The organism is Microbacterium sufflavum, assembly GCF_023101165.1.
GTDB classification, from domain to species: Bacteria; Actinomycetota; Actinomycetes; order Actinomycetales; family Microbacteriaceae; genus Microbacterium; species Microbacterium sufflavum.
In genome coordinates, this window is record NZ_CP078076.1 from 3,444,369 (window position 1) to 3,467,702 (window position 23,334).

Below are 23,334 nucleotides of genomic sequence, written 5' to 3' on the forward strand. Positions count from 1 at the left end.
AGAGGCATACGAGAAGTGACTACCCAGACCCAGGATTCCGTCGTCCGTGACGGCGTGCACTACCACCAGTTCGACATCGTCATCGTGGGCGCCGGCGGCGCCGGGATGCGGGCGGCCATCGAGGCGGGCCCCGGCGCGAAGACGGCCGTGATCTCGAAGCTGTACCCGACGCGCTCGCACACCGGTGCCGCGCAGGGCGGCATGGCGGCGGCGCTCGCGAACGTCGAGGAGGACTCCTGGGAGTGGCACACCTTCGACACGGTCAAGGGCGGCGACTACCTCGTCGACCAGGACGCGGCGGAGATCCTCGCGAAGGAAGCCATCGACGCGGTCATCGACCTCGAGAACATGGGCCTTCCCTTCAACCGCACGCCCGAGGGCAAGATCGACCAGCGTCGCTTCGGCGGTCACACCGCCGAGCACGGCAAGACCCCGGTCCGCCGCGCCTGCTACGCCGCCGACCGCACCGGTCACATGATCCTGCAGACGCTGTTCCAGAACTGCGTCAAGCTCGGCATCAACTTCTTCAACGAGTTCTATGTGCTCGACCTCATCACCGTGAAGGACGAGGCGGGCAAGACCCAGATCGCCGGCGTCGTCGCCTACGACCTCGCCACGGGTGAGCTGCACGTCTTCCAGTCCAAGGCCGTCATCTTCGCGACCGGCGGCTTCGGGAAGATCTTCAAGACCACGTCGAACGCGCACACGCTCACGGGCGACGGCGTCGGCATCGTCTGGCGCAAGGGCCTCCCGCTGGAGGACCTCGAGTTCTTCCAGTTCCACCCGACCGGACTCGCCGGACTCGGCATCCTCCTCACCGAGGGTGCCCGCGGTGAGGGCGCGATCCTCCGCAACGCCTCGGGCGAACGGTTCATGGAGCGATACGCCCCCACCATCAAGGACCTCGCGCCGCGTGACATCGTCGCGCGCTGCATGGTGCAGGAGGTCGCGGAGGGCCGCGGCGCCGGACCGCACAAGGACTACGTGCTGCTCGACTGCACGCACCTGGGTGCCGAGGTGCTCGAGACCAAGCTCCCCGACATCACCGAGTTCGCGCGCACGTACCTGGGCGTCGACCCGGTCGTGGAGCCCGTCCCCGTGATGCCGACCGCGCACTACGCCATGGGCGGCATCCCCACCAACAACAACGGCGAGGTGCTGGCCGACAACGACACCGTGGTGCCCGGCCTGTACGCCGCCGGCGAGTGCGCGTGCGTCTCGGTGCACGGCGCCAACCGCCTCGGCACCAACTCGCTGCTCGACATCAACGTCTTCGGCAAGCGAAGCGGCCGCAACGCCGTGGAGTACGTCAAGACCGCCGAGTTCGTTCCGCTCCCCGAGAACCCCGCCGCGTTCGTCTCCGGCATGCTCGAGGACCTGCGCAACAACCAGGGCACCGAGCGCATCGCCGTGCTGCGCAAGACGCTGCAGGACGAGATGGACAAGGGCGCGCAGGTGTTCCGCACGCACGAGTCGCTGCAGCACGTGCTGGGCGTGATCGCCGAGCTGCGCGAGCGCTACAAGAACGTGCACGTCGACGACAAGGGCCACCGGTTCAACACCGACCTGCTCGAGGCCGTGGAGCTGGGCTTCCTGCTCGACATCGCCGAGGTCGTCGTCTACGCGGCGCAGAACCGCGAGGAGAGCCGCGGCGGTCACATGCGCGACGACTTCCCGAAGCGCGACGACGAGAACTACATGAAGCACACCATGGCCTACCTGACGGGCGACCCGCACTCGTCGGACCCCAGCGACCACATCAAGCTCGACTGGAAGCCCGTCGTGTTCACCAAGAACGACAAGGGCGAGTTGAACTACCCGCCGATGGAGAGGAAGTACTGACCATGTCGAACGCCATCGCCGAAGCCCCCGCGGAGACGACCGAAGACACCGGCATCCAGTCCTTCATCGTCACGTTCAACATCCGCCGGTTCGACCCCGAGGTCGACGCCGAGCCGCACTGGGTCGACTACGACGTGGAGCTCTACTCCACCGACCGCGTGCTCGACGCCCTGCACAAGATCAAGTGGGAGGTCGACGGTTCGCTCACGTTCCGCCGCTCCTGCGCCCACGGGATCTGCGGCTCCGACGCCATGCGCATCAACGGACGGAACCGCCTCGCCTGCAAGACGCTGATCAAGGACCTCGACATCTCGAAGCCCATCTACGTCGAGGCCATCAAGGGTCTGCCGCTGGAGAAGGACCTCGTCGTCGACATGGAGCCGTTCTTCGCGTCGTACCGCGAGGTGCAGCCGTTCCTCGTCGCGAACTCCGTGCCGGAGAAGGGCAAGGAGCGCCTGCAGACCATCGCCGACCGCGAGGTCTTCGACGACACCACCAAGTGCATCCTGTGCGCCGCGTGCACCTCCTCGTGCCCCGTGTTCTGGACCGACGGTCAGTACTTCGGCCCGGCGGCCATCGTCAACGCGCACCGCTTCATCTTCGACTCGCGCGACGACAACGCCGCCGTGCGCCTCGACATCCTCAACGACAAGGAGGGTGTGTGGCGCTGCCGCACGACCTTCAACTGCTCCGAGGCGTGCCCCCGCGGCATCGAGGTCACGAAGGCGATCGCAGAGGTCAAGCAGGCGGTCCTTCGCGGACGCCCCTGAGGCATCTCCTCCCCCGCGCGAAGGGCGGCTCCGACTGCGGAGCCGCCCTTCGCGCGTCTCGGAGGCGTCCCGGCGTGGGGCGCCTTGGATAGGGTGGGGTCGTGTCCGACCCCACTGGTGCCGCGACCGAGCCCGGTCGTCTCGATGCGGCGGTCGAGCGCGCGACCGCGCTGACGCAGCGCACCCTGGGACTGTTCCCGGTACGGGTGTGGCGACACTTCCTGCAGCACAACGGCTTCCTGCTCGCCGCGGGCGTGAGCTATCAGGCGCTGTTCGCCATCTTCGCCGCGGTGTACCTGGCCTTCGCCATCGCCGGTCTCTGGCTGGGCGGCAGCGAAGATGCCGTCAACGGCCTCATCGACATCATCAACAACTACATCCCGAACCTGATCCTCGATCAGGGCGGCGTGTTCACACCGCAGCAGGTGCAGGAGATCGCCTCCAACACGACCGGCGTGCTCGGCGTCACCGGCCTCATCGCCCTGGGCACGGTGATCTGGACCGCGATCGGCTGGGTCACCTTCTCCCGCCGCGCCGTGCGAGACATCTTCGGGCTCGAGCCCGACCGCCGCAGCTACCTGCTGCTGAAGGCCCGCGATCTGCTCGCGGCCCTCATCTTCGGGGTGGCCCTGATCCTCGGGTCGGCCCTCAGCTCGGCCAGTGCGGCCGTGCTGCGCTGGCTCCTCACCCTCCTCGGGTGGGACTCCGGATCGGACGGGCTGAACCTCAGCATCCGGATCGGGACCGTGCTCGTGTCCTTCGTGCTCCTGACCGGGGCCCTGGCCGCGATGGTGCGATTCCTCACCGGGACCTCGCTGCACTGGGGAGTGATCTGGCCGGGCGCACTCCTCGGCGGTGCGGCCATGACCGTGCTGCAGTTCGGTGTCGGCTTCCTGCTGAGCTACACGCCGTCGAACCCTCTCCTGGCCACGTTCGCGATCTTCGTCGGACTGCTGCTGTGGTTCCGCGTGAACGGCGTCGTGATGCTCGTCGCGGCGTCGTGGATGGCGGTGACGGCGCAGGACCGCGACCTGCCGCTCCTCGCCCAGACCGAGGCGGAGCGCCGCATCGACGAGCACCGGGCGCTGCTCGTCGCCGCGCGCATCCGAGCCCGAGACGCGCAGGCGGACCGCGATGCCGCCCCCTGGTACCGCGTGTGGGCGACCGAGCGGGCGCTGCGCCGCGCACGGGAGGAAGTGGCGCACCTCGAGGCCACTGCCCCGCCGCCGCTGCCGGCGGGTTCCCCGCTGGCACAGCGTCTGCTCACGGAGCTCAACCACCGCCAGGACCGCGGTGATGTCGGAGGCGCTCGTTAGGCTGGAGGAATGCCTCATCTGCGTATCGCCACGGTCAATGTAAACGGGATCCGAGCGGCGGCTCGCAACGGGATGAGCTCGTGGCTCGACGCGGCGGACATCGACATCCTCACCCTGCAGGAGGTCCGCGGTCAGGACGAGCACATCGAGGCCGCCCTCCCCGGATGGACCTTCGTGCACGACGAGGCGACGGCGAAGGGGCGCGCAGGCGTCGCGATCGCCAGCCGCCTCCCCGCCGTCGCTTCCCGCACCGACTTCGGGCCCGAGGACTTCGATTCGAAGGGTCGCTGGATCGAGGCCGACTACGTGATCGGCGACCGGCCGCTGACGGTGGTCAGCGCCTACGTGCACTCGGGCGAGGCGGACACCCCGAAGCAGGACGAGAAGTGGAAGTTCCTCGACGCGTTCGAGGCCCGACTCGCGTCGCTGAACACCGACGGCGCCCTCGCCCTCGTCACGGGCGACCTCAACGTCGGCCACCGCGAGCTCGACATCAAGAACTGGCGCGGGAACCGTACCAAGGCCGGCTTCCTCCCGCGGGAACGCGCGTACTTCGACCGGTTCCTCGGCGAGGCGGGCACGTCGATCACGGGGACCGATGGCTCGGTCGGCACCGGCCTCGGCTGGGTCGATGTCGGGCGCCGCTTCCACGGTGAGGTCGACGGTCCGTACACGTGGTGGTCCATGCGCGGGAAGGCATTCGACAACGACTCCGGGTGGCGCATCGACTACCACCTCGCAACTCCCGCTCTCGCGGAACGGGTCGAGGCTTACCACGTCGCCAGGGCCGCCGCCTACGACCAGCGCTGGAGCGACCACGCACCGGTCGTCGTCGACTACTCGTACTGACGACGCCTCACCCCGGACACGGATCGGCTCGCTAGGAGCCGGGCTAAGAGCCGGGCTGCGCAGCAGCGTGCCGGTCCTGTTCGCGGTACCACCCGCGGTACTCCAAGACCGTCCCCAGCACCGGGTTCACCGCGCGCATGTCGATCGTGCGACGACGGTGCTCCTCGTCCCAGCCGTCCACGAGATCGACGTGCACGCCGAGGGGTCCGCGGAGCGCGACCCGTCGACCGCACAGACGCAGCGCGACCCGCACCGTGCTCATGCGGAGGAACCCCTCCGGTGTCACGGAGCACGCCTCGATCAGCTCGACCCGACCGCGCGAGCCGAGGAGGTTGCGCACCAGCCCAGGGCGGACGCTCACGGTCAGACGGTCGGCGATCTCCTGCGCACCGCGGGAGAAGCCGAACACGCGGACGGAGTCGAGCGTGGCACGCCCCGACGGAGACCGCCCGGACACCGTCATCAGCGTGAAGGGCACCGCGCGGCCCCGGGCGGTGACGAGCAGACGCGGGCCCACGACGGGACGGGCGAGCGCCGACCATCGACCGAAGCGGCTTCCCGCGATCGCGAACACCCCCTCCGCGTGACCGACGGCCGAGGGGCGACGGAACGAGGCGAGCAGTTCCGGATGCAGTCGCTCCGCCTCCGCTCCGAGGGCGTCGAGGAAGACCTGGCCTCGTGCGGGCGGGGGTGTCTCGGTCATGCCGCCAGCGTAGGCGACGGCCGCGCGGAGGGCCGCGCGACGGGCGCATAGGATTGACGGGTGAACAAGCCTCGTCTCTACTCCGGAATGCAGCCCTCCGCCGACTCCCTCCAGATCGGCAACTACATCGGCGCTCTCCTGCAGTGGCGAGAGCTGCAGAACTCGTACGACGCCTTCTTCTCCGTGGTCGACCTGCACGCCCTGACCGTGGCCCAGGAGCCGGCGGAGCTGCGGGAGAAGACGCGCCGGACGGCTGCGCAGTACATCGCAGCGGGCATCGAGCCCTCGCAGTCGACGCTGTACGTGCAGTCCCACGTGCGCGCACACGCCGAGCTGGCCTGGATCCTCAGCACGATCACCGGTTTCGGCGAGGCCGGTCGCATGACGCAGTTCAAGGACAAGTCCGCCCGGTACGGCGCTGACGCGACCAGCGTCGGACTCTTCACCTATCCAGTGCTCATGGCCGCGGACATCCTCCTCTACCAGACCGACGTCGTGCCGGTCGGCGACGACCAGAAGCAGCACGTCGAGCTCACGCGCGACCTCGCCGAGCGCTTCAACACGCGCTTCGGTCCCACCTTCACGGTGCCGATCCCCGTCATCCAGAAGGAGACGGCACGGATCTACGACCTGCAGAACCCGACCGCGAAGATGTCGAAGTCGGCGGAGAGCGACGCCGGCGTCCTGTGGATGCTCGACGACCCGGCCAAGTCGGCCAAGAAGATCATGCGGGCCGTGACCGACAACGAGGGCTCGGTGCGGTTCGACCGCGAGAACAAGCCCGGTGTCTCGAACCTGCTGACGATCTACGCAGCCCTCACCGGTCGGCAGATCGCCGCGATCGAGGACGAGTACGCGGGCCGTGGCTACGGAGACTTCAAGAAGGGCCTGGCAGAGGTCGTGGTGGCGGAGTTCGGGCCGGTGCGGGAGCGCGCGCTCGAGCTCCTCGACGACCCGGCCGAGCTCGACCGCATCCTCGCCGCGAACGCCGCCCGCGCGGACGCCGTCGCCGATGCGACGCTGTCCGACGTGTACGACCGCGTCGGACTGCTCCGGCGGGTCTGACGGCTGCGGCGCCCGGGGGCGAGGACGGCAGCGCCTCTAGGATGGGGGCGTGACCGATCCCCAGCTGCCTCCTCCCCCCGGCGCACGCTCGACCCCCGACGGACCCCCGCCGGCACCCCCGGCATACGCCCCCGCGCCGACCGCCGCCCCGGTCCCGCCCGCATACGATGCCGCCCCGGTCCCGCCGTCGTACGCAGCCGCCCCGGTACCCCCGGCATACGCCGCTGCCCCCGGCGCGTACCCGACCGCGGCTCCGGTCGCACCCGCCGCCCCTCCCGGTGCCTACGCCGTGCCCGTGGGCGGCTACGCGGTGCCGTCCGGGGCCTACAGCGTGCCGGATGCGGCTCCGCAGCGCTCCGGCGTCCTGGGCTCGCTCGCCCTCGTCTTCTCCCTCGTCGCGGCTGTCGTGGCCCCGATCCTCGGCGGCATCAGCGCCTTCGAGATCGGCCGACGACTCCCCAACGGCGTCTCGAGCGGTAATGACCTGAGCGTCCTCAGCCCGGCGCGAGATCAGGTGCTGTGGGCGGAGCTGTCGTTCTGGACCGGGACGGTGTTCGGTATCGCCGCGCTCGTCCTCGGCATCATCGCGATCCGCCGTCGGCAGGGTCGCGGTGCCGGGATCGCCGCGCTCGTGCTCGCCGTGCTCGGCGTCGTGATCTTCTCCGCCGTCGTGCTCGTCACGTTCGCCGTCGGTGGTGCCGCCGGATTCGCGGGCTCCCCCGCCTGAGCGCACGACCGCTCAGCGGGGCGCGTGGTGCTTCTGCTGCGCGGCCAGGAGCCCCTCGTCCACCAGCAGCTCGACCGCATCGGCGGCATCCGCGACGAGGAGCGGCAGGTTCGCCCGCTCGTCCTTCCCGAACGGGGACAGCACCCAATCGGCGGGGTCCTGACGCCCGGGCGGGCGCCCGATCCCCACGCGCACGCGCGGGAACTCGGGCGTCGTGAGCGCGCGCGCCACGTCGCGCACGCCGTTGTGTCCGCCGTGGCCGCCGCCCGTCTTCAGCTTCACCGTGTCGAACGGGATGTCGAGCTCGTCGTGCACCACGACCACGTGCTCCGGCGCGACGGAGTAGAACCGGGCCAGTGCGGCGACCGGTGTCCCCGAGACGTTCATGAAGGTGTTCGGCTTGGCGAGCACGAGCTTGTCCGCCCCCGGGCGCAGCCACGTCTCCACCACACGAGCACCGCCCTTGTGCTCACGGAACGTCTCGCCGCGCCTGCTCGCCAACTCGTCGACGACCAGCTGGCCGATGTTGTGGCGGGTCGCCTCGTACCGCGGGCCCGGGTTGCCGAGTCCGACAACGAGCCAAGTGACTGCCATTCCTCGTCCTCTCTCGCGGGCGCCGCGCACCCGGTCAGGATACGACGGAGGGGACGCGATGCGATCGCGTCCCCTCCGTGGTGAAGCTGTCGGAGATCACTCCGCGGCGGCCTCCTCGGCAGCCTCGGCGGGAGCCTCGCCCTCGGCGGCCTCGGCCTCGTCCTCGACCGGAGCGGCCGGAACGGCGATCGCGACGACCAGGACCTCGGGGTCGGTCAGCAGCGACGAGCCCTTGGGCAGGGTGACGTCGGCGGCCGTGATGTGCGCGCCCTCCTCGAGACCCTCGACCGACACCTCGATGTGCTCCGGGATGTGGGTGGCCTCGGCCTCGACCGACAGCGTGGTCGCGTCGAGGTTGACGATGGTGCCGGGAGCCGACTCGCCCGTGACGACGACGGGAACGTCGATCGCGACCTTCTCGCCCTTCTTCACGACCAGCAGGTCGATGTGCTCGATGATCTGGTGCACCGGGTCCTTCTGCACGTCCTTGACGAGCGCGAGCTGCGAGGTGCCCTCGATGTCGAGGTCGAGCAGCGCGTTCGCGCGACGCACGATCAGCGAGACCTGGTGGCCCGGGAGCGCGACGTGCACGGGCTCGGTGCCGTGGCCGTAGATGACGGCGGGGATCTTGCCGGCGGCGCGCAGACGACGGGCGAAGCCCTTGCCGAAGCTGTTGCGCAGCTCGGCGTGGACCGTGGTGTCTTCAGACATGGGTTCTCCTTCGGGGCACGCAGCGAAGGCGCCGCGCGGTGGTCTTGGAATTGTGAACTCGAACGCGGACGCGTGAGGAAAGCCACCGGGCTTGCTTCGCCGCGTCGATTACGGAGATCCGCGCACGCGCAGAAGCATCCCTCGCCGAGGTACGTGTCCATGGTACCGGATCACCCGATAGGCTGAGGACACCGTCCCTTCTGCAGAACTCGGAGTACCCCCATGCTCGACGGCGCCTTCCTCTCGCACGTCCTCCTCTGGCTCATCGGCGCCATGACGCTCTGCGCCGCGATCGGCACCGCGGGCGCACTGTTCTCGCTCGGCCGCTCCGGCTACCGCAAGGACTGATCGCCCCTCCGACGCTCCTCGTCCCGCCACGCGGCGACGATGGCGTCGACCTCCCCGGCGGGGTTCCGCGTGGCCTCGACCCGCACCCCGCGCTCATCGCCCTCCAGCGGCTCCAGCGCCGCGAGCTGCGAGTCCAGCAGCGACGCCGGCATGAAGTGGTCCTCCCTCGCCCGCATCCGCGCGGCCAGCACCGCAGGATCGACGACGAGCTCCGCGAAGAACGCCTCCGGCGCCCCCGCCCTGATCGCCTCGCGGTAGCGACGCCGCAGCGCGGAGCAGGCGATCACGATCCGGTCGTGCGCGCGCAGCGTCTCGCCCACGACCCGCAACCACGGCAGGCGGTCCTCGTCGTCGAGCGGGACACCGGCAGCCATCTTGTCGACGCTGGTGAGCGGATGCAGATCGTCACCGTCGACGAACCGCGCGTCCAGCGCCTCCGCGAGGGCCCGGCCCACCGTCGACTTGCCCGAGCCGCTCGGCCCCATCACCACGATGCGGACGCTCATCGCCGCCCGGATCAGTAGAACTCGACGGTGTCGACCACGGCGCGCAGCTCGCGGCCGTCGAGCAGGCGGGTGGCGTTCTCCGCGAAGCGGCGGGCGATGCGCTCCTCCTCGCGGGAGCTGAGCGCCGCGGTGTGCGGACTCACGAGCACGCGCGGGTGCGACCACAGGGGCGAGTCCTCCGGCAGCGGCTCCTCCTCGAACACGTCCAGCCCGGCGAACCCCACGCGCCCGTCGTCCAGCGCCCGCAGCAGCGCGGCCTCGTCGATCACGCTCCCCCGGCCCACGTTGGTGACGATCACCCCGGGGCGCACCGCCCGCAGCACGTCGTCGCCGATCAGGTGCCGGGTCTGCGCGGTACCGGGCAGCGTGACCACGATCGCGTCGACCTCCGCGACCACCTCGCTCAGCGCATCCGGCGAGACGAGCCGCTCGACCCCCTCCACCGGGCGGCCGGAACGGCTCGTGCCCCACACCCGCGCACCCAGCGCATCGAATCGGCGCGCGCACTCCGCTCCGATCCCGCCCAACCCGACGACGAGCACCGTCATCTCCTCGACCTGCCTCATCTCCCACCGCTCGGGCCAGCGACGGTCGCGCTGATCCTCCAGCAGACGCGGCAACCCCTTGGCACCGGCGAGCACGGCGAACACCGCGAACTCGGCGAGCGTGCCACCGTGCACGCCGGCGCTCGTGGTGAAGACGACCCGGTCCAGGTCGGCGCGACCGAGGTCCGCGGCGCGCACCGTGCTCCCGCCGCCCGCCGCCGTGGTCATGACCCAGCGCAGCCGCGGGTTCGCGGACACCGTGCGCGCCAGGGCGCGGGGATCGACGTCCGGGATCCCGAACAGCACGTCGGCGGAGTCGACCAGGGCGTCGAAGGCCTCCTGCTGCTGCGGCGTGCGCGTGAACCCGGGGTCGCCCGACCAGTCCGCGGGCCCGCGCATCGGCGGCACGAGCGACGGATCGCTCACCACCTCCAGGCGCGGCTCCAGCTCTTCGATGAGCCGGCACAGCTCCTCGGGCAGCGGCACCGCCACCACGGCGCGCACCTTCTTCTCGGACTCCGTCACGGCGACTCCCTCTCTGCAGGCCTGCTCCGACCAGCGTAGAGGTCGAGGCGGGCCGCACCGCCGCTGCCTCACGCGGACACGATCGCGCACCGACCGACCGCACAGCGATACGCTGAACACAACCCTTCTTCACGATCGAGGAGCCCTCTGTGCCCGAAGCATCAGCGAACATCGGAGTCGTCGGACTCGCCGTCATGGGGTCGAACCTCGCCCGCAACCTCGCCAGCCGCGAGGGCAACACCGTGGCGATCTTCAACCGCAGCTACGAGAAGACCGAGACCCTCCTCGAGGAGCATCCGGAAGCCGGCTTCATCCCCGCCCGGACGTACCAGGAGTTCGCCGATGCGCTGCAGAAGCCGCGCACGGCCATCATCATGGTCAAGGCGGGTGCCCCGACCGACGCGGTGATCGATTCGCTGGTCGAGGTGTTCGAGCCGGGCGACATCATCGTCGACGGCGGCAACGCCTACTTCCCCGACACCATCCGCCGCGAGAAGGCCGTGCGGGAGACGGGCATCAACTTCGTCGGCGCCGGCATCTCCGGCGGCGAAGAGGGTGCGCTCACCGGTCCCTCGATCATGCCCGGCGGCTCCGACGAGTCGTGGGTCACGCTCGGCCCGATCCTCAAGTCCATCGCGGCGGTCGCCGAGGGCGAACCGTGCGTCACGCACGTGGGTCACGACGGTGCCGGCCACTTCGTCAAGATGGTGCACAACGGCATCGAGTACGCCGACATGCAGCTGATCGCCGAGGCCTACGACCTCATCCGTCGCGGCACCGGCAAGTCGCCCGCCGAGATCGCCGAGATCTTCGCGGAGTGGAACCGCGGCGAGCTCGAGTCGTACCTGATTGAGATCACCGCCGAGGTGCTCCGTCAGGTGGATGCGGAGACCGGCAAGCCCCTCGTCGATGTGATCCTCGACCAGGCCGGCGCCAAGGGCACCGGTGCCTGGACCGTGCAGACCGCGCTGTCGCTCGGCGTCCCGGTCTCCGGCATCGCCGAGGCGACCTTCGCCCGCTCGCTCTCCTCGCACCCCGAGCAGCGCGCCGTCGCCGCGTCGCTCCCCGGACCCGACGAGGAGTTCACCGTGCCGGCCGATCAGGTCGATGCGTTCATCGAGGACGTGCGCCTGGCGCTCTACGCGTCGAAGATCGTCGCGTACTCGCAGGGCTTCGACGAGATCCGCGCGGGGGCCGCCGAGTACGGCTGGAACATCGACCTCGGCGCGATCTCCAAGATCTGGCGCGGCGGCTGCATCATCCGGGCGCAGTTCCTGAACCGGATCGCGGACGCCTACGCCGAGACGCCCGACCTTCCCGTGCTGATGACGGCGCCGTACTTCGCCGAGGCGCTGACCCGCGCCCAGTCCGCCTGGCGCCGCGTCGTGGTGACGGCCGCGCAGTCGGGCATCCCCGCCCCGGCGTTCTCGTCGTCGCTGTCGTACTACGACGGCATCCGCGCCGACCGCCTCCCCGCCGCGCTCGTGCAGGGTCAGCGCGACTTCTTCGGCGCCCACACCTACAAGCGCATCGACAAGGACGGGACGTTCCACACGCTGTGGTCGGGCGACCGCACCGAGATCGAGGCCGAGGACACGCACTGACGCCTCCGTGCGACGAGGGCCCGGGAACCGCATGGTTCCCGGGCCCTCGTGCGTCGTCGCTCAGACGCTGATGTTGTGGTTGCGGCGGAACAGGTTCTGCGGGTCCCACTGCCGCTTGACCTCGCGGAGCCGGGCGAACGCCTCTTCGGCATACATGCCGGCGACCGTCTCGGACTGCTCCGTGTCGACGAAGTTGCTGTACTCGGCGAGGCGCCCCGCGGCGATCCGCTGGACCTCGACGGCAGCGCGCTCGCGCGCGGCGTCGTCGAGCAGTCCGGGGATGTCGAAGGCGGCCGCCATCACGAACCAGGTCGCGGAACGGGCGGGGAACGCGGTCGCCTCCTGGGGCACGTCGGCGAAGGCGCCGCCGAGCGAGCGCAGGAACACGACCGACGCCGGATAGGCGCTCCGGAAGGCGATCAGGCGGTCGATCAGCTCGTCATCGAGGTCGGACATGAGCCCGTTGGCCGCGATGAACCCGGGAGGAGCGGGGGCCTCCTCCGCCTCGGGCTGCGGCATCTCCAGCAGGATGTCGCGGTAGGCCGGCGTACTGACCTCACTGTGCACGCCATCGAGCGCGGCGATCGGGGCGAGGGCGGCCTGCAGCGCCTTGGGCTCGGGGCCGGCCCAGACCGCGGTGAGCCTGGCGCCCGCCGGAGCACTCGGGTCCATCGGCGGCACGTCCATGAACGTGACGGTGAGCTCGCGCGGGGCATCGCGCATCAGGTCGCGTGTCGCCCGGAGGACGTCGGTGGCATCACCGTCGACGACGTTCTCGGCCAGCGCGATGCCCGGGAGCCGGTGCGCCTCGAAGTCGAAGCGGGTGACGATGCCGAAGTTGCCGCCACCGCCGCGCAGCGCCCAGAACAGGTCGGGGTGCTCGTCGGCGGAGGTCTCGATCACGTCGCCGGTCGCGGTCACGACCTGCGCGCCGACCAGCTGGTCGACCGCGAGGCCCCAGGCGCGGACCATCCAGCCGATGCCGCCGCCGAGGGTGAGACCGCCCACGCCGACGCTCGCGGTGTCGCCCGAGCTGAGCGCGAGGCCGTGGTTCGCGAGCTCCGCGGCCACGTGGCCCCAGACGGCGCCGCCGCCGATGCGGACCCTGGTGCCCTCGACCTCGACGGAGGACAGGGCGCCGAGCTCGATGCGGATGCCGGGTGCGGGGGCGTGCGACCAGGGGCCGTGGCCGCCGGAGACGACGGTCAGCGGGACGGGTTCCCGCGCGGCGCGACGGACGAGGTCGGCGACCTCGGAGACGGTGGAGGGACGGTGGACGATGGGGGAAGGATGCTCGACGCTGTCGGTCATGAGCACACGGTAGACCCGGGCGCAGACATTCGGGAGGGCTGTTCCCAGAGAACACATAGCGGCCTCCATAGAAATCGCATAGGAGATTCCGCAGAATAGACGCTATGACCAGCGACCTGCCCGAACTGCGCCGCCCCGACGGCTCCCCTCTGCGCATCCTCGCCGTGGACGACGAGCAGATGCTCACCGACCTGCTCGCCATGGCCCTGCGGATGGAGGGGTGGGAGGTGCGCACCGCGTCGTCCGGCCTCGAGGCCATCCAGGTGGCCAAGGAGTTCGAGCCGGACGCGCTCGTGCTCGACATCATGATGCCCGACCTCGACGGGATGTCCGTGCTCAAGCGGCTCCGCGATGCGGGCAACCTCGTGCCCGTGCTGTTCCTCACGGCCAAGGACGCCGTCGGCGACCGCGTGGCGGGCCTCACCGCCGGCGGCGACGACTACGTGACCAAGCCGTTCAGCCTCGAAGAGGTGATCGCCCGCCTGCGCGCGATCATCCGCCGCACCGGCCACGCCACCGCAGACGACGGGCAGTCCATCCTCCGCGTGGCCGACCTCACGCTCAACGAGGACAGCCACGAGGTCGTGCGCGACGGCACCGAGATCGAGCTGACCGCGACCGAGTTCGAGCTGCTGCGCTACCTGATGCGCAACGAGCGCCGCGTGCTGTCGAAGGCGCAGATCCTCGACCGGGTGTGGAGCTACGACTTCGGCGGCAAGTCGTCGGTGGTCGAGCTGTACATCTCCTACCTGCGCAAGAAGATCGACGCCGGACGCACTCCTCTGCTGCACACGGTGCGCGGCGTCGGCTACATGATCAAGGCCCCGCAGTGAGCGGAGCGACGATGACGCGACGCCCCATGAGCCTGCAGACGCGGCTCATGACGGCCGTGATCGGCTTCGTGTCGCTCATCCTCGTCATCGTCGCCATCATCACCAGCGCCACCCTCGGCAGCACGCTCGAACAGCAGCTCGACGACAAGGTCAAGGGCTACGCGGTCACGATCCGCGACCAGGTCGTCGAGCGGGTCGCGCCGTCCGACGCGACCGTCGAGAACATCCTCTACCGCATCGACCCCGTGCCCGGGCTGCTGCTCTCGGTGGGAAGCCCCGTCGCCGGTGCCACGGGCGTCGCGTTCCACGACAACCGCGCCGAGCTCAGCAACCGGTCGACCACCCTCACCTCCGAGCAGCTGCGACAGCTGTACGGCACGGTCGCCCTCGGCACCCAAGGCACCATCACGTTCGACGGGCTCGGCTCGTACCGCGTCTTCGCGACCACCGCGAGCAACGGCGTCGTCGTGGTCACCGGACTCCCCCGCGACGAGATCCAGAACCAGCTCACGCAGCTGCTCACCGTGATCGTGCTCGCGACCGTGGGCGGCCTGATCCTCCTCGCCCTCACCACCGCGGTGACCATCCGGGTGAGCCTTCGTCCGCTGCGCGCGGTCGCCGCGACCGCCACCCGGGTCGCGAACCAGCAGCTCGACCGCGGCGAGGTCAGCATCACCGAGCGCGTGCCGCCCGCCGAGGCCGATCCGCGCACGGAGACCGGACTGGTGGGCGCGGCGCTCAACAAGCTGCTCGACCACGTGGACGTCTCCCTCGCCGCTCGGCAGAAGAACGAGGAGCGCATGCGGCAGTTCGTCGCCGACGCGAGCCACGAGCTGCGCACCCCGCTCGCCTCGATCCGCGGCTACTCCGAGCTCTCCCTGCGCGCCCTCCGTCAGGCGGACGCCGCGACCGACCCCGCCAAGGCCCCGGAGGCGATCGAGGGCACCACGTCGTCGCTGGAGCGCATCCAGGCGCAGTCGCTGCGCATGACCAGGCTCGTGGAGGACCTGCTGCTGCTCGCCCGGCTCGACGAGGGCCGTGAGCTCGTCTACAGCAACGTCGACCTCGCGCAGCTCGCGCTGGAGGGCCTCTCCGACGCGCGGCCGACCGCACCCGAGCACCACTGGAGCATCGAGGTCCCGGACGAGCCGGTGCTGATCCTGGGCGATGCCGGGCGCATGCACCAGGTGGTCGCGAACCTGCTCGCGAACGCCAGGGCACACACCCCGGCGGGGACCACGGTGACGCTCAGCGTCGCCAGGGAGGGCGACGACGCCGTGCTCCGCGTGCACGACGACGGGCCGGGCATCGACCCCGCGATCCGCGACGAGCTCTTCGCCCGCTTCGCCCGCGGTGACACCTCGCGCGCCCGTCAGACCGGCGGCACCGGGCTCGGCCTCGCGATCGTGAAGGCCATCGTCGAGGGGCACGGGGGCGTGATCGACGTGACCAGCGAGCCGGGTGACACCACCTTCACGGTGCGGATCCCGTCCGCGCCCGCTCCGGCCCCCGCTCAGTAACCCGCGAACGCGTCGGTCGTGAGGCTGCGCGCCCTCTGCAGCGCCGGCGCGAGGTCGGCGATCAGCCGCGGCGGTCCGGAGATGAACGCGTGCCGCTCGGCCAGGTCGGGCACGGCCTGCTCGAGCGACTCCGCACCCAGGCGCGCGCCCCGCGCCCAGGACCAGTGCGCGGGAAGCCCGGTGGGCTCGTCGCGCGTGAACACCACCGTCCGCACGCCGGTCGCCTCCAGCTCCTCCCGGAACGCGAGCTCCGCGGCCTCCGCGGCGACGTAGACCAGCACCACGTCGCGCTGCTGACCCGTGGCCCGCAGCTGCCGCAACTGCGACACGAACGGCGTCACGCCGATGCCCGCCGCGACCATGAGCACGGGCTGCTCGCCGCGCGGCAGGACGAAGTCGCCCCACGTGCCGGTGACCGCGAACGTCGCCCCCGGCTCCGCGGCCGCCAGCGCGCGCTTGTAGCTGGACGGGTGCTTCTGGTCGCCGTTCTTGTACGCGATGCGCAGCGTCGGCAGGTCGGCCGGTGCCGAGACGATGCTGAACTCCCGTCGAGTGCCCCGCGCGTCGGGACGGCGGTGCGGCACGTCCAGCTCGAGGTACTGGCCGGCGAGGAACCGGACCCGCCCCTTCGCGCGGAACGTGAGCTCCTGCGCGGTCGGGGTGACGAAGGTGCGACGCTCCAGCACGAGCCGCACCGAGCCGCGCAGCGCGAACGCGAAGGCGAGCAGGTTGCCGATCAGCAGCGCCCGCTCCTGGCCGAGCGTGAACAGCCCGGCCACCGAGATCGGCCAGCCGGCGAGCACACCGACCAGGACCGCGACCGCGAGCTGCTGTCGCCGTCGCGGCGGGAGCGTGAGCGGCTCGGACAGCATGACGCGCCGAGGAACAGGAACGGCGACTGCAGCACCGCGAACGACAGCGCCGTGACGAGGTCGAACGGGATGTCGAACTGCGCCGCCTGCACGGCCTGGCGCACCAGGGACGTGGCCACCGCGGCCACGAGGAAGAACGACACGACCCGGATCTTCTCGGTGCGCCAGAGCACGGCGAGCCCGAGCAGCACCACCGGCACGGCGAGCACCGGAGTGCCGACCCACCACGACGACGAGGTACCCAGCCACGCGAAGGCTCCGAACGCGCCGAGGATCGAGACGACCGCCGCACCGAAGGCCGCCGGGTTGAAGATGTGGCGGCCGCGCCAGGCGATCACGTACTTCGACACGCTCGCCATGGCGCCCGCGATCGCGAACCCGAGCAAGGCTGCGGGCTCCACACCGGGACGCAGCACGAACAGCAGGATGAGCGCGGTCACCAGCGACGACTCGATCCGCCACGGCAGCCGGAGGATACGCTGCGCCGCCGCGTCCACCGCCGAGATCACGGCCGCGAGCACCGCGAACGACACCACGAGCTCGACGGGCGTCGGCGACACGATCACCCCGAACAGCGACAGGACGAGGGCGATCGCGGCGAGGGCGATGAGGGCGAACAGCACCAGGCGGTACATCGACAGCGCGCCCAGCACGGCGAGGACGCGCTGGCGTGCAGCGGCGAATGTCGTGATCACGGTTCCACTCTTCCCTAGTCAGCGGCCGCCCGGCCAGGCCCGCCCACCGTGAACAGCTTGGCCGGACAGCCCGGCGACCACTGCAGGCGCCCATCGGTGGTCATGCGCACCCACTCCACGCCCCAGGCCAGGGCGAGCGCCGGGCCCCCGTCGAAGAACAGCGCGGTGGCCACGGCGTCGGCGATCATCGCGTCGGGCGCCAGCGCCCAGGTCGCCGCCCAGGTGCGCACGGGCACCCCGGTGCGGGCGTCCAGCACGTGATGCAGCCCGTCTCCCCACGCGCGGCGGTTCACGGCCGAGGCGCACAGCGCGCCGTCACGCACCTCGACCACGCCCACGGCCTTCCGCGGGTCGTACGGATGCTCCAGGGCGACGCGCTCACCGGAGCCGCGGACCCGGAGGTCACCGCCCGCGTCGACCACGACGTCGTCCGGCACCTCCGCCAGTTCCGTCATCACCAGGTCCACCAGGCGACCCTTGCCGAGCGCGCCGACGTCGAGCAGGGCCGGAGCCGACGCGGTCACCCCGGTCGAGGTCCACGAGACCCGCTCCGTCCAGTCCGCGGGCGCGGCGAGCGGGTCCCGCGGCACGAGCGAGTACTCACGGTCGTAGCCCAGGGCGGCGAGACTGTCGGCGACGAGAGGGTTGACGGCCCCGTCGGTCGCCGTGGTCAGCGCGCGATACGCGTCGAGCATGGGCGCCGCGTCGGCGGAGGCCAGCGTCCCGCCCTCGCGCCCGAGACGCGAGACCTCCGAGTCGGCCCGGAACCGCGACCAGGCGCGGTCGAACCTCTCGATCACCGCCGACACGGCGGATCGGACGGGCTCCGGGAGCGGCGATGACGTCTCGATCTCCCAGTGCGTGCCGATCGCCTCGAAACGCCAACCCGCCATGACGAGGCCCCGCGCCTAGGAGGCGGCCTGCTCCTTGATCGACTCGAGCGCGTCGTTGAAGCCGCCGCTGGTGAGCGACGACCCCGCGACGCGGCTCACGTTCAGCTCGTCGATGGGCTTGCCCACGACCTCGTCCGCGATGCCGTCGATGAACTGGCCCTGATACTGCTCGGTCTCGGGTGCCTTCGGGTCGCCCGTCACCTCGACGTCGGTCACGACGCCGTCCGCGAGCGTGAGAGTGACCGAGATCTGCTCGACCGTCTCCGGGGTCTGGTACGACCCCTCGGCGGTGTAGGTGCCGTCGTTGTAGGAGCCCGCGGCGTCGCCCCCGCCGGATGACGAGATCGAACCCGTCGGCGCCGTCGAAGCGTTCGACGAGTCGGCGGCGTCGGGGGTGCCCGCGCACCCCGCGAGCACGACCAGGCCGGCGACCCCGAGAAGAGCGGAACCGGTGCGGACGGACGTGGGTGCGGTCGTGCGGATCATGGGGGCCTCCGTGGGTCGGGGTCTGTCGATCCTTCGACGGTAGGGACCGCGCCTATGCTCCGGCTGTGCTGTGCCGATGCGTCAGGCGTCGCCGCCGAACATGCTCGTCACGGAGCCGTCCTCGAACACCTCGTGGATCGCCCTGGCCAGCAGGGGGGCGATCGGCAGGATCGTGAGGTTGTCCCAGCGGCGCGACGCCGACAGCGGGATCGTGTCCGTCACGACGACCTCATCGATCGAGGCGTCCTGCAACCGCTCCGAGGCGGGGTCGCTGAAGATCGCGTGGGTCGCGGCCACGATCACACGGTGCGCGCCGTTGGCCTTGAGCGCCTGAGCGGCCTTCACGATCGTGCCACCGGTGTCGATCATGTCGTCGACCAGAAGGCACGTGCGCCCCTCGACGGCGCCGACGATCTCGTGCACCGACACCTGGTTGGCGACCTTCGGGTCGCGGCGCTTGTGGATGATCGCGAGCGGCGCACCGAGGCTGTCCGACCACGTGTCGGCGACGCGGACGCGGCCCATGTCGGGCGAGACGACCGTGAGGATCTCGCGGTCCTCCGGGCTCAGCGTGCGCTCGAAGTGGTCGAGCAGCACCGGCTTGGCGAAGAGATGGTCGACCGGGCCGTCGAAGAAGCCCTGGATCTGCGCCGCGTGCAGGTCGACGCTCATGACGCGGTCGGCGCCGGCCGTCTTGAGCAGGTCGGCGACCAGGCGGGCGCTGATCGGCTCACGGCCGCGGCCCTTCTTGTCCTGGCGCGAATACGGATAGTAGGGGGCGACGACGGTGATGCGCTTGGCCGACGCGCGCTTGGCGGCGTCGATCATGATGAGCGTCTCCATGAGCCACTCGTTCACCGGTTCGCCGAAGGTCTGGATGAGGAAGAGGTCGACGCCGCGGATCGAAACCTCGAAGCGGGCGTAGATCTCCCCCGACGCGAACGTGCGGTGCTCCACCGGCGCGATCTCGGTGCCCAGGGCCTCGGCGACGGCCGCTGTCAGCTCGGGGTGGGAGCGCCCGCCCGCGACGACGAGCCGCTTCTTGGTCTTCGCGATGATCCCGGGGGCCACCCCGTTGTCGCGATCCAGGTCGACCGTCTTCTTCTTCCGGGCCATGCTCCGCCTATTCCGCCGTGTTCTCCCGGGCCGCGGCGTCCGCCGCCCCCGTGCCTGCTCTGTTCTTCTCGACCCACCCCTCGACGTTGCGCTGGGGGGCCACGCTCATGGCCAGGGCACCGGCGGGGACGTCCTTGCGGACGACGGCGCCGGCACCGGTCTTCGCACCAGCACCCAGCCTAACGGGCGCGACCAGGACCGTGTGCGAGCCGGTGTGGACCTCGTCGCCGATCTCGGTGCGGTGCTTGTTCACGTCGTCGTAGTTGGCGGTGATGGTGCTCGCGCCCAGGTTGACCCCGCGGCCGATCGTCGCATCCCCCACGTAGGAGAGGTGCGGCACCTTGCTGCCCTCGCCGATCTCGGCGTTCTTCGTCTCGACGTACGCGCCGATCTTGCCCTTGGCGCCCAGCACGGTGCCGGGACGGAGGAAGGAGAAGGGCCCGACGGTCGCCTCGGCGCCGATCACGGCGAGCGTGGCGTCGGTGCGCCGCACCACCGCGTCCTCCCCCACCTCGCAGGTGACCAGCGTCGTGTCGGGACCGATCGTGGCGCCCGCGGCGACGGTGGTCGCGCGCAGGATCTGCGTGTTCGGCAGGAGCGTCACGTCGGGTGCCAGGGTGACGTCGTCGTCGATCCACGTGGTCGCCGGATCGATCACCGTGACGCCCTCGAGCTGCCAGCGGCGCACGATGCGGGCGTTCAAGCGGCGGCCGACCTCGGCGAGCTGCGCACGGTCGTTCACCCCGAACGTGACCTCGACGTCGTCGACGACCGAGGCGGCCACGCGGTCGCCGTCGCGGCGCAGCAGCCCGGGCACATCGGTCAGGTACATCTCGCCCTGCGCGTTGTCGACGCCCACCTGCGGCAGGTACGTGCGCAGCGTCGCGGCACGGAACACGTACATGCCGGCGTTGATCTCGGTGACCGCGGCCTCCTCGGCCGTCGCGTCCTTCTGCTCGACGATGCGGTCGACACCGCCGTCCGCGTCGCGGATCACCCGGCCGTAGCCGGTGGGGTCGTCGACCAGGGCCGTCATGAGGGTGGCCGCCGCACCGGAGGCGCGGTGCTCCTCCAGGAACGCGGTGAGCGTCTCGGCGTCCGCGAGCGGGCAGTCGCCCGAGAGCACGAGCACATCGCCGTCGAAGTCGCCGGGCAGCGCATCGACCGCGACCTGCACGGCCCGCCCCGTGCCCGGCACGTCGTCCTGGTCGACGAACACCGCATCGGGGTAGTCCTCCGCGAGCGCGGCCACCACCTGGTCGCGCTCGTGACGCACGACGACCTCGATGTGCGCGGCCTGCAGCCGACGCGCCGTGGTGAGCACGTGCCCGACGAGCGGTCGGCCGCCGATGGGGTGCAGCACCTTGGGCAGCCGCGACTTCATGCGGGTGCCCTGACCTGCGGCGAGGACGACGATGGCGAGATTGTTCCCAGTCATGCTCCGCCGCCAGGACTCGAACCTAGACCTCACAGCTCCAAAGGCTGTCGTGCTGCCATTACACCACGGCGGACCGCGGCCCCCGCGTGGGCACCGCCCGACAAGTCTGCCACGTCCCCGCTCGTGTTCCGATGCACGCCCGGGTGGCCGACATCGCGACGAAACACGGCTCTGCGATGCTGGGGCCATGAGCGACGTCGTCATCACCCGCATCGCCTCCGCCACGCCGGACCTCGCGGCGTTCGTGTCCGCGCATCACGCCGAGATGCAGGGCACCGCGCCACCCGAGAGCCAGCACGCCCTGCCCATCGACGGACTCCTCGCACCGCACGTGCGCCTGTTCGCCGCCACCCTGGACGACCGCATCGTCGGCACGGGCGCCCTCGCCACGGTCGACCACGGGCACGAGGAGCTCAAGTCGATGCGCACCGACCCCGCACTGCGCGGCCGCGGCATCGGACGCACCCTGGTGCGGTTCCTCCTCGACGACGCCACCGCCCGCGGGGTGCGCCGGGTGTCGCTGGAGACCGGGCGCGACGACTTCTTCCTGCCCGCGGTCGCGATGTACACCCGCGCGGGCTTCCGCGAGTGCGCGGCGTTCGGCCGCTACCGGCCGGATCCGCACAGCGTGTTCCTGACTCTGGAGCTGCCCGCCCGCGGGTCGGCGGACGACGGGGCGCACGCGATAATGAACGCATGAGCGAGGCGGATGAGGTCGACCGGATCGTCGGCGCGTGGAACACGCAGCGGCCCGACCTCGACTTCTCCCCGCTCGAGGTGCTGTCGCGGATGGACCGGCTGTCGCGTCACCTCGACCGCGCCCGCCGCGAGGTGTTCCGCCGCAGCGACCTCGAGTCGTGGGAGTGGGACGTGCTGTCGGCGCTGCGCCGCGCCGGCGCCCCCTTCCAGCTCTCTCCGAAGCAGCTGCTGCAGCAGACCCTCGTGTCCAGCGGCACCATGACCAACCGGATCGACCGGCTGGTCGGGCGGCGGCTGGTGCGCAGGGAGGCCGACCCCGGCGACGGCCGCAGCGTGCTGGTGACGCTCACCGACGACGGGCGCATCCGGGTGGACGCGGCGATCACCCGGCTGGTCGACGCGGAGGCCGAGCTGCTCAGGGCACTGTCGCGCGGCGACCGCGAACGGCTCGCCGGTCTGCTGCGCAAGCTCAGCCTGAGCTTCGACGCCTGACGCCGCTCACGCGTGCGCGGCGGATGTCGGCGGCCCGGGGCAGGATAGCCACGGATCACGACAAAGGAGCGGCATGCGCATCGCAGTGGCAGGCGGGACAGGACGGATCGGGCGGCTCGTGGTGGAGGAGGCGCGACGGCGAGGCCATGACGCGATCTCCCTCAGCCGCGGCGAAGGGGTGGACCTGACGACGGGCGAGGGTCTCGCGGCGAGGCTCGACGGGGTCGAGGCCGTGATCGACGCGACCAATCCCCCGGTGTCCGACGTCGCAGAGGCCGAGCGCGTGTTCGCGACGGTGACGCGCACCCTCCTGGTCGCCGGAGCCGCCGCCGGGGTCGCCCACCACGTGGCCCTGTCGATCGCGGCGCTCGATCGGGTGCAGGGCAACCCGCACTACTTCGGCAAGCGGGCCCAGGAGCGCGATGTCGCCCGCGGCGCCGTGCCCTTCACGATCGTGCGCGCGACGCAGTTCCACGACTTCCCCGCCATGATCGCCGAGTGGTCGATCGTCGACGGCGAGGGCGTCGTCCCCCCGCTGCTGCTGCAGCCGATCGCCCCGGCGGACGTGGCGGTCGCCCTCGTCGAGACGGCCGCTGCCCCCGCGCTGGGCGGATCCTTCGACATCGCCGGGCCCCGCACCGAAGACGCCGTCGACATGGCCAGGCGCACCTTCGCCGCCCGCGGACGAGAGCTTCCGCTGCGCGCCTCGTGGCGCGGTGCGGCTCTGGGCGTCGAGTTCGCGGGCGAGGTGCTGCTCCCCGCCGAGGGAGCCCGGCTCGCCCCCACCACGTTCGACGACTGGATCGCCGCCGGGGCGGACTGAGCCGAGCCGACCGGCGCCGTCGCCTAGGGTGGAGGGGTCCCGCCCCTCCTG

The 23,334-nt window shown here is 71.0% G+C and carries 23 protein-coding genes, 1 tRNA gene and 1 pseudogene; 13 read left to right on the forward strand and 12 right to left on the reverse strand.

Features of this window, described 5'->3' with window-relative positions; genetic code table 11:
- Window positions 1-15: 15 nt before the first annotated feature.
- From sdhA to KV394_RS16760, 4 genes are all read left to right on the forward strand, one after another.
- On the forward strand, window positions 16-1,842 hold the full coding sequence (sdhA, locus tag KV394_RS16745) for a succinate dehydrogenase flavoprotein subunit (RefSeq protein WP_136030384.1): 1,827 nt from the start codon (window positions 16-18) through the stop codon (window positions 1,840-1,842).
- A gap of 2 nt (window positions 1,843-1,844) precedes the next feature.
- Window positions 1,845-2,612, forward strand: a complete 768-nt coding sequence (locus KV394_RS16750; protein WP_136030386.1) for a succinate dehydrogenase iron-sulfur subunit — start codon at window positions 1,845-1,847, stop codon at window positions 2,610-2,612.
- Between the two features lie 101 nt (window positions 2,613-2,713).
- Window positions 2,714-3,928, forward strand: coding sequence for a YihY/virulence factor BrkB family protein (locus KV394_RS16755; protein ID WP_247981943.1), 1,215 nt, complete (start codon window positions 2,714-2,716; stop codon window positions 3,926-3,928).
- 9 nt (window positions 3,929-3,937) lie between these two features.
- Window positions 3,938-4,777 (forward strand): exodeoxyribonuclease III, encoded by an 840-nt coding sequence (locus KV394_RS16760; protein WP_136030390.1) that lies wholly within the window; start codon window positions 3,938-3,940, stop codon window positions 4,775-4,777.
- A 43-nt stretch (window positions 4,778-4,820) separates the two neighbouring features.
- Here the strand turns inward: KV394_RS16760 and KV394_RS16765 are convergent, their stop codons facing one another.
- Window positions 4,821-5,480 carry a DUF4166 domain-containing protein gene (locus KV394_RS16765; RefSeq protein ID WP_136036309.1) on the reverse strand — a complete coding sequence of 220 codons (660 nt, stop codon included), beginning with the start codon at window positions 5,478-5,480 and terminating at the stop codon, window positions 4,821-4,823.
- A 60-nt stretch (window positions 5,481-5,540) separates the two neighbouring features.
- On the opposite strand from KV394_RS16765, the gene trpS reads away from it, so the two are divergent.
- Both trpS and KV394_RS16775 read left to right on the forward strand, forming a co-directional pair.
- A complete protein-coding gene (gene trpS, locus KV394_RS16770; RefSeq protein WP_136044440.1) occupies window positions 5,541-6,545 on the forward strand; it encodes a tryptophan--tRNA ligase in 1,005 nt (334 codons plus the stop codon).
- 49 nt (window positions 6,546-6,594) lie between these two features.
- The gene (locus KV394_RS16775; protein WP_247981944.1) at window positions 6,595-7,272 is read left to right on the forward strand and encodes a hypothetical protein; all 678 of its coding nucleotides are present in this window, start codon (window positions 6,595-6,597) and stop codon (window positions 7,270-7,272) included.
- A 12-nt stretch (window positions 7,273-7,284) separates the two neighbouring features.
- On the opposite strand, the gene pth is transcribed toward KV394_RS16775, so the two are convergent.
- Entirely contained in the window at window positions 7,285-7,866 is a 582-nt protein-coding gene (gene pth / locus KV394_RS16780; RefSeq protein ID WP_136036311.1) for an aminoacyl-tRNA hydrolase, read from the reverse strand.
- Between the two features lie 96 nt (window positions 7,867-7,962).
- Complete coding sequence (locus KV394_RS16785; RefSeq protein ID WP_136030399.1) at window positions 7,963-8,577, reverse strand: 50S ribosomal protein L25/general stress protein Ctc; 615 nt, start codon at window positions 8,575-8,577, stop codon at window positions 7,963-7,965.
- A 222-nt stretch (window positions 8,578-8,799) separates the two neighbouring features.
- Here KV394_RS16785 and KV394_RS17405 point away from each other — a divergent pair, with 222 nt between their 5' ends.
- The gene (locus KV394_RS17405) at window positions 8,800-8,925 is read left to right on the forward strand and encodes a hypothetical protein (protein WP_275090547.1); all 126 of its coding nucleotides are present in this window, start codon (window positions 8,800-8,802) and stop codon (window positions 8,923-8,925) included.
- Here the strand turns inward: KV394_RS17405 and KV394_RS16790 are convergent.
- Both KV394_RS16790 and KV394_RS16795 read right to left on the reverse strand, forming a co-directional pair.
- Complete coding sequence (locus KV394_RS16790; RefSeq protein ID WP_247981945.1) at window positions 8,910-9,431, reverse strand: gluconokinase; 522 nt, start codon at window positions 9,429-9,431, stop codon at window positions 8,910-8,912. The genes KV394_RS17405 and KV394_RS16790 overlap by 16 nt on opposite strands.
- Window positions 9,432-9,442: 11 nt before the next feature.
- Window positions 9,443-10,501, reverse strand: a complete 1,059-nt coding sequence (locus KV394_RS16795) for a D-2-hydroxyacid dehydrogenase (protein WP_136030404.1) — start codon at window positions 10,499-10,501, stop codon at window positions 9,443-9,445.
- 149 nt (window positions 10,502-10,650) lie between these two features.
- Between KV394_RS16795 and gndA the strand changes: the two genes are divergently transcribed.
- The gene (gene gndA, locus KV394_RS16800; RefSeq protein WP_136030406.1) at window positions 10,651-12,105 is read left to right on the forward strand and encodes an NADP-dependent phosphogluconate dehydrogenase; all 1,455 of its coding nucleotides are present in this window, start codon (window positions 10,651-10,653) and stop codon (window positions 12,103-12,105) included.
- Between the two features lie 60 nt (window positions 12,106-12,165).
- Here gndA and KV394_RS16805 read toward each other — a convergent pair whose 3' ends face one another.
- Window positions 12,166-13,416 carry an FAD-binding oxidoreductase gene (locus KV394_RS16805; RefSeq protein ID WP_247981946.1) on the reverse strand — a complete coding sequence of 417 codons (1,251 nt, stop codon included), beginning with the start codon at window positions 13,414-13,416 and terminating at the stop codon, window positions 12,166-12,168.
- 104 nt (window positions 13,417-13,520) lie between these two features.
- On the opposite strand from KV394_RS16805, the gene KV394_RS16810 reads away from it, so the two are divergent.
- The gene (locus KV394_RS16810; protein WP_136030408.1) at window positions 13,521-14,249 is read left to right on the forward strand and encodes a response regulator transcription factor; all 729 of its coding nucleotides are present in this window, start codon (window positions 13,521-13,523) and stop codon (window positions 14,247-14,249) included.
- A gap of 11 nt (window positions 14,250-14,260) precedes the next feature.
- Complete coding sequence (locus tag KV394_RS16815) at window positions 14,261-15,769, forward strand: sensor histidine kinase (RefSeq protein ID WP_240753228.1); 1,509 nt, start codon at window positions 14,261-14,263, stop codon at window positions 15,767-15,769.
- Here the strand turns inward: KV394_RS16815 and KV394_RS16820 are convergent.
- The 6 genes and pseudogenes from KV394_RS16820 to KV394_RS16845 form a co-directional block, all read right to left on the reverse strand.
- A pseudogene (locus KV394_RS16820) lies at window positions 15,763-17,336 on the reverse strand (FAD-dependent oxidoreductase). The gene KV394_RS16815 and the pseudogene KV394_RS16820 overlap by 7 nt on opposite strands.
- Window positions 17,337-17,350: 14 nt before the next feature.
- Window positions 17,351-18,229 carry an FAD:protein FMN transferase gene (locus KV394_RS16825; RefSeq protein ID WP_247981947.1) on the reverse strand — a complete coding sequence of 293 codons (879 nt, stop codon included), beginning with the start codon at window positions 18,227-18,229 and terminating at the stop codon, window positions 17,351-17,353.
- A 15-nt stretch (window positions 18,230-18,244) separates the two neighbouring features.
- Window positions 18,245-18,715 (reverse strand): FMN-binding protein, encoded by a 471-nt coding sequence (locus KV394_RS16830; RefSeq protein ID WP_247981948.1) that lies wholly within the window; start codon window positions 18,713-18,715, stop codon window positions 18,245-18,247.
- 81 nt (window positions 18,716-18,796) lie between these two features.
- Window positions 18,797-19,831, reverse strand: a complete 1,035-nt coding sequence (locus tag KV394_RS16835) for a ribose-phosphate diphosphokinase (RefSeq protein ID WP_136030418.1) — start codon at window positions 19,829-19,831, stop codon at window positions 18,797-18,799.
- A 7-nt stretch (window positions 19,832-19,838) separates the two neighbouring features.
- On the reverse strand, window positions 19,839-21,269 hold the full coding sequence (glmU, locus tag KV394_RS16840) for a bifunctional UDP-N-acetylglucosamine diphosphorylase/glucosamine-1-phosphate N-acetyltransferase GlmU (RefSeq protein ID WP_136045702.1): 1,431 nt from the start codon (window positions 21,267-21,269) through the stop codon (window positions 19,839-19,841).
- A 1-nt stretch (window position 21,270) separates the two neighbouring features.
- Window positions 21,271-21,342: transfer RNA gene (locus KV394_RS16845), tRNA-Gln, on the reverse strand.
- Window positions 21,343-21,456: 114 nt separating this feature from the next.
- Between KV394_RS16845 and KV394_RS16850 the strand changes: the two genes are divergently transcribed.
- From KV394_RS16850 to KV394_RS16860, 3 genes are all read left to right on the forward strand, one after another.
- Window positions 21,457-21,969: a GNAT family N-acetyltransferase gene (locus KV394_RS16850; protein WP_247981949.1), complete on the forward strand. Its 513-nt coding sequence runs from the start codon at window positions 21,457-21,459 to the stop codon at window positions 21,967-21,969.
- Window positions 21,966-22,460, forward strand: coding sequence for a MarR family winged helix-turn-helix transcriptional regulator (locus KV394_RS16855; RefSeq protein ID WP_247981950.1), 495 nt, complete (start codon window positions 21,966-21,968; stop codon window positions 22,458-22,460). The genes KV394_RS16850 and KV394_RS16855 overlap by 4 nt, the downstream gene beginning before the upstream one ends.
- Before the next feature lie 73 nt (window positions 22,461-22,533).
- A complete protein-coding gene (locus KV394_RS16860; protein ID WP_247981951.1) occupies window positions 22,534-23,283 on the forward strand; it encodes an SDR family oxidoreductase in 750 nt (249 codons plus the stop codon).
- The last annotated feature ends 51 nt before the right edge of the window (window positions 23,284-23,334 follow it).

Excerpts from the sequence above, each read along its gene's own strand:
- KV394_RS17405 (WP_275090547.1), top strand. The coding sequence starts at position 8,800 with ATGCTCGACGGCGCCTTCCTCTCGCACGTCCTCCTCTGGCTCATCGGC.
- KV394_RS16855 (WP_247981950.1), top strand. The coding sequence starts at position 21,966 with ATGAGCGAGGCGGATGAGGTCGACCGGATCGTCGGCGCGTGGAACACG.
- KV394_RS16785 (WP_136030399.1), bottom strand. The coding sequence starts at position 8,577 with ATGTCTGAAGACACCACGGTCCACGCCGAGCTGCGCAACAGCTTCGGC.
- KV394_RS16790 (WP_247981945.1), bottom strand. The coding sequence starts at position 9,431 with ATGAGCGTCCGCATCGTGGTGATGGGGCCGAGCGGCTCGGGCAAGTCG.
- KV394_RS16760 (WP_136030390.1), top strand. The coding sequence starts at position 3,938 with ATGCCTCATCTGCGTATCGCCACGGTCAATGTAAACGGGATCCGAGCG.
- KV394_RS16835 (WP_136030418.1), bottom strand. The coding sequence starts at position 19,831 with ATGGCCCGGAAGAAGAAGACGGTCGACCTGGATCGCGACAACGGGGTG.
- glmU (WP_136045702.1), bottom strand. The coding sequence starts at position 21,269 with ATGACTGGGAACAATCTCGCCATCGTCGTCCTCGCCGCAGGTCAGGGC.
- KV394_RS16810 (WP_136030408.1), top strand. The coding sequence starts at position 13,521 with ATGACCAGCGACCTGCCCGAACTGCGCCGCCCCGACGGCTCCCCTCTG.
- KV394_RS16825 (WP_247981947.1), bottom strand. The coding sequence starts at position 18,229 with ATGGCGGGTTGGCGTTTCGAGGCGATCGGCACGCACTGGGAGATCGAG.
- KV394_RS16860 (WP_247981951.1), top strand. The coding sequence starts at position 22,534 with ATGCGCATCGCAGTGGCAGGCGGGACAGGACGGATCGGGCGGCTCGTG.
- KV394_RS16850 (WP_247981949.1), top strand. The coding sequence starts at position 21,457 with ATGAGCGACGTCGTCATCACCCGCATCGCCTCCGCCACGCCGGACCTC.
- KV394_RS16805 (WP_247981946.1), bottom strand. The coding sequence starts at position 13,416 with ATGACCGACAGCGTCGAGCATCCTTCCCCCATCGTCCACCGTCCCTCC.
- KV394_RS16750 (WP_136030386.1), top strand. The coding sequence starts at position 1,845 with ATGTCGAACGCCATCGCCGAAGCCCCCGCGGAGACGACCGAAGACACC.
- KV394_RS16830 (WP_247981948.1), bottom strand. The coding sequence starts at position 18,715 with ATGATCCGCACGACCGCACCCACGTCCGTCCGCACCGGTTCCGCTCTT.
- pth (WP_136036311.1), bottom strand. The coding sequence starts at position 7,866 with ATGGCAGTCACTTGGCTCGTTGTCGGACTCGGCAACCCGGGCCCGCGG.
- KV394_RS16765 (WP_136036309.1), bottom strand. The coding sequence starts at position 5,480 with ATGACCGAGACACCCCCGCCCGCACGAGGCCAGGTCTTCCTCGACGCC.
- KV394_RS16815 (WP_240753228.1), top strand. The coding sequence starts at position 14,261 with ATGACGCGACGCCCCATGAGCCTGCAGACGCGGCTCATGACGGCCGTG.